Annotated in this window: 6 protein-coding genes; all 6 read right to left on the bottom strand. The window is 54.4% G+C overall.

What is annotated here, in order from left to right:
* Window positions 1-30 precede the first annotated feature (30 nt).
* The gene (locus ADICEAN_RS19645) at window positions 31-1,647 is read right to left on the bottom strand and encodes an ABC-F family ATP-binding cassette domain-containing protein (RefSeq protein WP_009197415.1); all 1,617 of its coding nucleotides are present in this window, start codon (window positions 1,645-1,647) and stop codon (window positions 31-33) included.
* Window positions 1,648-1,977: 330 nt separating this feature from the next.
* Window positions 1,978-3,930, bottom strand: coding sequence for a tetratricopeptide repeat-containing sensor histidine kinase (locus ADICEAN_RS19640; RefSeq protein ID WP_009197414.1), 1,953 nt, complete (start codon window positions 3,928-3,930; stop codon window positions 1,978-1,980).
* A 5-nt stretch (window positions 3,931-3,935) separates the two neighbouring features.
* Window positions 3,936-4,286 carry a hypothetical protein gene (locus ADICEAN_RS19635; protein WP_009197413.1) on the bottom strand — a complete coding sequence of 117 codons (351 nt, stop codon included), beginning with the start codon at window positions 4,284-4,286 and terminating at the stop codon, window positions 3,936-3,938.
* A 315-nt stretch (window positions 4,287-4,601) separates the two neighbouring features.
* Complete coding sequence (locus tag ADICEAN_RS19630) at window positions 4,602-5,720, bottom strand: chorismate mutase (protein WP_009197412.1); 1,119 nt, start codon at window positions 5,718-5,720, stop codon at window positions 4,602-4,604.
* Window positions 5,721-5,750: 30 nt separating this feature from the next.
* Complete coding sequence (locus ADICEAN_RS19625; protein ID WP_009197411.1) at window positions 5,751-6,626, bottom strand: prephenate dehydrogenase; 876 nt, start codon at window positions 6,624-6,626, stop codon at window positions 5,751-5,753.
* On the bottom strand, window positions 6,623-7,108 hold a 486-nt coding region (locus tag ADICEAN_RS19620), incomplete at its 5' end, for an aminotransferase class I/II-fold pyridoxal phosphate-dependent enzyme (RefSeq protein ID WP_152426536.1). The genes ADICEAN_RS19620 and ADICEAN_RS19625, both read right to left, overlap by 4 nt.

The raw sequence follows: 7,108 nt of genomic DNA, 5'->3' as shown, positions 1-7,108 counted from the left end.
GAGTATTAAAAGATCAGCTACTGCCTGGCATCAGGCATACATTTTCTCCCGCTGGGCGCCTACCTGCTGATCGGCAATGTAGTCGTCGTAGGTAGTCATTTTATCGATGATACCGGTCGGGGTCAGCTCTATGATGCGGTTGGCCACCGTTTGGGTAAACTCATGGTCATGCGAGGTGAACAGCACCGTACCGGGAAAATCCTTCAGCGCATTGTTAAAGGCGGTGATCGACTCCAGGTCCAGGTGGTTGGTAGGCTCATCCAGCACCAGCAGGTTGGCGCCCTGCAGCATCATGCGCGATACCATGCAGCGCACCTTCTCACCCCCGGAGAGTACGTTGGCCTTCTTAAAGGTTTCATCGCCCGAAAAGAGCATCTTGCCTAAAAAGCCGCGGATGTACACATCATCCGTATCGCCCTCGGAGTACTGACGCAGCCAGTCCAGCAGGTTCAGGTTGGTATTGAAGTATTCGGTATTGTCCAGGGGCAGGTAGGCCGTGGTAATGGTTTGCCCAAACTGGAAACTTCCTTTGTCGGCGGTTTCATGCCCCATCAGAATCTGGAACATCATGGTAGTAGCCAGGGAGTCTTTGCTGATAAAAGCAATCTTATCTCCCTTGTTCACAAAGAAATCGGCCCCTTTAAAGAGCGAGCGACCATTTACCGATTTGCTCAGGCCTTCTACCTGCAGAATCTGATCACCCGCCTTACGGTTCTGGTTAAAGATAATGGCCGGGTAGCGGCGGGTAGAGGGCTGGATGTCATCCACATTGATCTTGTCCAGCAGCTTCTTGCGGCTGGTGGCCTGCTTGGACTTGGAGGCATTGGCGCTAAAGCGGGCAATAAACTCCTGCAGTTCCTTTTTCTTCTCCTCGGCCTTTTTGTTGGCCGCCGAGCGCTGGCTCAGGGCCAACTGGCTTGACTGATACCAGAAGCTGTAATTGCCCGTATAGAGCTTAATGGCGCTGAAGTCAATGTCTACAATATGCGTACACACGGTGTCCAGAAAGTGGCGGTCGTGCGACACCACAATTACGGTATTTTTAAAATCGAGCAGAAAGTCTTCCAGCCAGCCAATGGTGTGAATGTCCAGGTCGTTGGTAGGTTCGTCCAGGATCAGGATATCGGGGTTGCCAAAAAGGGCCTGTGATAACAGTACCCGCACTTTTTGGTTACCGCTCAGTTCCTTCATCAGTTTGTAGTGGTCGGCTTCCACAATGTTTACACCGCTCAGTAGGGCGGCGGCATCCGATTCGGCATTCCATCCTTCCATTTCGGCAAATTCGGCTTCCAGCTCAGAAGCCCGCACACCGTCTTCTTCTGAAAAATCGGCCTTGCTGTAGATGGCATCCTTCTCCTTCATGATGCTCCATAACTTGCTGTGGCCCATCATCACCGTATCCAGCACGGTGTACTCATCAAACTCATAGTGGTTCTGGCGCAGTACGGCCATGCGTTTGCCGGTATCAATGCTTACCGATCCGGAATTAGGGTCGATATCACCGGCCAGGATCTTCAAAAAAGTAGATTTACCGGCCCCGTTAGCGCCGATTACGCCATAGCAGTTGCCTGCCGTAAAGCGGATGTTCACTTCATCAAAGAGTACGCGCTTGCCGTACTGAAGGGTAATATTATTTGCTGCAATCATGTCGAAAAGGAAACCGGCTGCAAAGGTACTTAAAATTCTGCGGGATGCAGCCTTTCTCCTGACAAAGAAAGGGGCTATAAAGTTCCTGAATGCATCACTGGGGGTATTTGCCTGTGGGGGGTGCTTAGGAGTTTAGATCTTGGTGCCGTTGTTCAGACCTGTCAGACCTACGCGCCCCTGCCCGAAGGCGAGCGACTGCTAAACGTTTAAAATCTGGCATCATTTAAAAACTGACTTTCATTTTTCGGACAATACTGTTTCCAAAACCTTACAGGTTTACCAGGAGGTGCCGGAGCCGGTCATTTGTGAGATGGGGGTAGCGAAGAGGGCTTAGCGGGCCAGTTCTACCTGCCGGGCAGGGGCAGCTTTTTGCGCTGCCTCATGGAGGGGAAGGGAAACAATAAAGGTAGTTCCCTGGCCTTCCTGGCTTAATGCTAGTACTTCTCCTTTGTTCATGCTGGCAAAATCATGCACCAGCCGAAGGCCAATGCCCAGCCCTTTTTCGCCGGAGGTACCCCAGGTGCGCTTTTCGTTTCGGGGCTGAAACAGGCTGTCCAGCTTCTCTTGTGACATGCCCACTCCGGTATCCTGAACAATGATCTCAGCACAGCCCCCCTTGGCCACAGCCGTAAGGCTAACGGTGCCCCATTCCTTGGTAAACTTAAGCGCATTGCTCAGCAGGTTGCGCAGGATGGTCTGTACGCTGTTGGCATCGGCCCACAGCATAAGGGGTTCTTCTACCGAAATCTCCAGGTGAATGTTCTTGGCATGGGCCATGGTCTGAAACATCTCACCAATTTCAGTACAGATGGGCTGCAGCGCTACCCGCTCGGGCTTGTAAGGAAACTCCCCCTGCTGCAGCACCGACCAGCTAAGCAGATTATCCAGCAGGGAAGAAAGCTGGCTGGCCGATTTGCTGATATAGTCCGATACTTCCTTCAGCTGATCATAATCTTTGGTAGTGATGTAGTGCCGGATAAGCTCTGAAATGCCATTGAAGGCATTGACCGGACCCCGCAGATCATGGGAGATGATGGAGAACAGGCGGTTGCGGGTACTGATGAGGGCCTCCAGCTGGTTGCGCTGCGTTACCAGCTCTTCATTCTGCTGTGAAAGTTGTTTGTTGGAGGCCAGCTTATGGTTGGTGTAGAAATAGATGAGCAGCAGCAGGCCGGCGGTTAAAAATAAGATGGCAACAAGGCTGATGACCAGCAATTGCTGACTTTGCTTCTGCTTTTGCAGCTGCTCAATCTCGGCCTGCTTTTGGGCTACCTCATATTCAGTGCGCAGATCGGCCATCTGGCGGATGCTTTCTTCGTTGGTGATGCTGTCCCGATAGGTAATGTACTGCTTGTGGAATTCATAGGCCTCGGCATAGTGCTTGCGCTGGGCATAGAGATCGGACAGTTTAAGGCTGGCATCCCGGATAAATTCTTTAAATCCTCCCTTTTGCGCCAGCTGGTAGCCGGCATAGGCATGGGTTAGGGCTTTCTGCAGCTCGCCGCGCTGCTGGTAAATGGCCGCCAGCTCCAGCTGGTACTCGGCTATGGCAAACTCATCCTTGTACTTCTTTAAAAGCGCTATGGCAGCCTGCAGCTGGGCTTCGGCCTGCTGGTCCTGGGCCATGGTGGCATAGATAAGGCCCAGGTTGCCGGAGGCATAGGCGATGGCCAGCTCATAGTTGAGCAGGCCAAACAGACGGGCCGATTGCTGGGAATAGAGCAGGGCAGAATCCAGTTCGCTGGCTTTGTAATACAGATAGCCCAGGTTTAGCAGGCTGGAGGCCAGGCGAATGCTGTCTTTCTCCTGTAGAAAAATGGAATAGGACTTTTTGTTGTAGCTAATAGCCGTAGCATAATGCTTCTGCATGCGGTAGGCCTGTGCGATAATGTCATAGGTTGCTCCCAGGGCGGTTTTATCACCAGCCTCCCGAAACAGACCGGCGGCCTGAAAGTAGTAGTCTGTGGCCCGGGCCGTTTCGCCTTTTTGCATGTAGCCCTTGCCCAGGTAAATATAGGCTTTGGCGTAGGGCACCCTCAGCTTGCTCTCTTTGGCAAAGGCGATGGCCTTCTGGCTATACTCAATGCGCTGGTTTGGATCTACCGTAGCTTCATCCAGTTGAAAGTACAGGGCATAGCGTGCCGAGTCCGTCAGCTGTTTTTCCTGTTGGAATAGTACGCCGGAGAGGCTGTCGGCCAGCGCCTGGTCCTGGCCACTGGCTGTCAGCGCATATACGCTTGTTAGCAGAAAAACAAAGAAGCGAACACCAAAGGCCTTTCCCATCTTAGCTAGGGTTTTATGGTAATCTCCGGATCTTCAGAAAAGGAGTTGCTGCCAATCCTGTAGTCAATATCATAGCTGTTGGCGCCTGCGGCATCGTCTTTTACCTTACCGGCCCAGCTGCCATCCGTTCTTGGTTTGGGGTCACTATTGTTGAAAAGGGTAAAGCTGCCGCTCTTTGCCCGGATAGCGCTGATCTCATCAATGCCCGAGTTGGCCTCCAGCTGCCAGACCACCAGATCGCCGCGGTTTACCTGGGTGCTAAACCCTTCCGGCGGACCCGAATGGCCTTCGCTATCTCTGAGGTGGAGCCGGGTAGAGCCCCCTTTTAAGCTGATGGTGATGGTAACAGTTGCCATAGGGTATATTTGGTTGAAAATAGCGAAACTTTAGGTTTAAATCCAGCTGATTTTGTCTTTTTCCGATGGTCCAGGCCTGGATCTGGCCAGTGAAGCGGCTATTTTAACCCCAAAACACCAGGCAGATCATCGACAATTAAAACAGAATGCCGGCAGGGAACAAGTAGCGCCCCCTGCTTTTGCAGTTTATTTTTAAATAAAAGCATCCTTCCGGGCTGTGGAGGTAAAAAATAAAAGGCAGGCCTGGCTATTTGCCGGGCCTGCCAGATGTTGAATACGTACCGGACAGCGACTAAAGCTTTCCGTAGCACCTGCTTATTTCTTCATCACTACCGCTTGCGGGGCAAGTTCATTCATTATCCAGTTTTGCACTTCTATGGACTCCTGGTGCACCAGTTTCAGAAAGCTTTCGGTAAAGCCTCGGCTTAAGCCCATAGCACCGGCCATGGCCAGGCGGCTGTGCATGATCTCTTCCCAGCGGCTTACCTGCAGAATGGTTACTTTATTTTCTTTTTTGTACTGGCCAATCTTTTCGGAAATCTTCATGCGGGCGGCCAGCTTTTGCATAATGTCGTCGTCCAGCAGGTCAATCTGATCCCGTAGCTGGCTCAGGGAATCTTTCAGTTGCTCACTGGCTGGGGAAGGGGTGCGGATCTCCAGGCCTTCCAGCAGCCGGGCAAGGGTAGCCGGGCTTATCTGCTGCCGGACATCACTCAGGGCCAGGTCGGGGCAGAGGTGGCTCTCGATCATCAGGCCGTCCATGTCCAGGTCCAGGGCCTTTTGGGCAATAAAGGAAAGCAGCTCCCGATGCCCGGCAATATGGCTGGGATCGCAGATGATCTGAAGCTCCGGCACGCGGGTCTTAAGCTCTATGGGAAGATCCCACATGGGCGCATTGCGCAGGGGTCCCTTCTCAAATGAGCTAAAGCCGCGGTGAATGGCGGCCAGCTTGTACAGGCCGGCCTTATGCAGGCGTTCCAGCGCCCCAATCCAGAGTTCCAGATCGGGATTTACGGGGTTTTTGACCAGTACCGGAATATCTACCCCCTGCAGGGCATCGGCGATTTCCTGAACGGAAAAGGGGTTAACCGTGGTGCGGGCACCTATCCAGAGCACATCTACCCCCGCATGTAAGCAGGCCTCTACATGTGCGGCGGTGGCTACTTCTGTGCAGATGGGCAATCCGCTGGCCTGACGGGCTGACTGCAGCCACTCCAGGCCGATCTGCCCGGCCCCTTCAAATTGCCCGGGGCGGGTGCGGGGTTTCCAGATACCGGCGCGCAACAGGTGAACCCTGCCGGTAGCAGCCAGCTGCTGGGCGGTTTGCACCATCTGGTTTTCGTTTTCGGCGCTGCAGGGGCCGCTGATGATAAGGGGTCTGCCGGCGGTGGGCAGCCAGCTGGAAATTGGGCGAAGGGCTAGGGGATGTGACATATGCGTAGGTGTTTAGGTTTCTTCTTAAGATTATAGAGCAGGCTGTGGTGTACGGCTTTTGCCTTCCAGAATGGGGCGAATGCGGTTGGCTTCTTCCATCATCTGTAAAAGGGCAGGGGTATTGCCCTGCTGCAGCCGCTGCTGAAACAGCTGTAGATGGGTGATGTACTCCTGCAGGGCCAGGCTCAAAAAGGCGGTGTTTTGCTCAAAGATCGGTCCCCACATGGCGGGTGAGCTTTTGGCCAGGCGAGCGGTAGAGGCAAAGCCGCTGCCGGCCAGGGCAAATATGTTTTCCTCTTCTTTTTCAATGTCCAGTACGGTAAGGCTCAGCACAAAGGAGCTGATGTGGGAGAGGTGGGAGACATAGGCCAGGTGTTTGTCGTGTTCTTCGGCGCGCATGTAAAGCGTGCGCATGCCCAGTACCTCCATGAGCGCCAGTGCCTCGGCGAGCGCCTGTTGTGAGGAGCGTTCCTGCTCACAAATAATGTTGGTCTTGCCCTGAAAGAGGCCAGCCAGGGCTGCCCGCGGACCTGAATTTTCAGTGCCGGCTATGGGGTGTGCGGCCACATACTGGGCGCGCTTTGGGTGGTGGGCCACCGCAGCACACAGCTGTGCTTTGGTAGAGCCCACATCCAGCACTACAGCGCCCGGGGTTAGCAGGTCCAGGATGCGTGGCAGGAGCTGCAGGGCGGCATTTACAGGAATGGCCAGGATGGTAAGGCTTGCTTCGCTAAGGGCTTCTTCCAGGGGGAGCACCGCATCTACCAGGCCACAGGCCAGCGCGTCGGCTGCATGGGCAGCATGCTGCTCTACGCCTATGATGCGGGCAGCAAATTCCCCTTTACGCAGATCAAGAGCCATGGAACCGCCAATAAGGCCGGTACCGATTATGCAAACTGTTTTCATAGGGCGGCTGTGGAAAGGGGTGAGGCAACGGAAGTGACCAGGTAAGTGCGCAGGCGCTGCAGCGCTTCTTCCAGCTTAGGCTCGGGCGTGCAGAGCGATAGGCGCAGGTAGCGCTCGCCCCTGCTTCCGAAAATAAAGCCCGGGGTCAGGAACACATGCGTTGCGTACAGCAGCTCATCTACCCAATGCTCTACTTGTGCAATGCTGTCAGGTACCCGGGCCCAGATGAACAGGCCTGCCTGCTCTGGCGCCGGCTGGCAGCCCAGCAGCGCCATCAGCTCCAGCCCAAACAGCTTACGGCGGGCATACACAGCGTTTAGGTCCCTAAACCACTCCTCCCGGCAGGCAAGCGCTGCTACAGCGGCATGCTGCAGGCCCAGGAACATGCCAGAGTCCTGGTTGCTTTTTACCCGCAGCACCGTATCCAGGTAGGGGGCGGCACCGGCCAGCCAGCCAATACGCCAGCCAGCCATGTTATGCGA

This window comes from Cesiribacter andamanensis AMV16 (genome assembly GCF_000348925.1).
In the GTDB taxonomy this organism is placed as follows: domain Bacteria; phylum Bacteroidota; class Bacteroidia; order Cytophagales; family Cyclobacteriaceae; genus Cesiribacter; species Cesiribacter andamanensis.
This window is presented reverse-complemented; position numbering and strand designations above follow the sequence as displayed.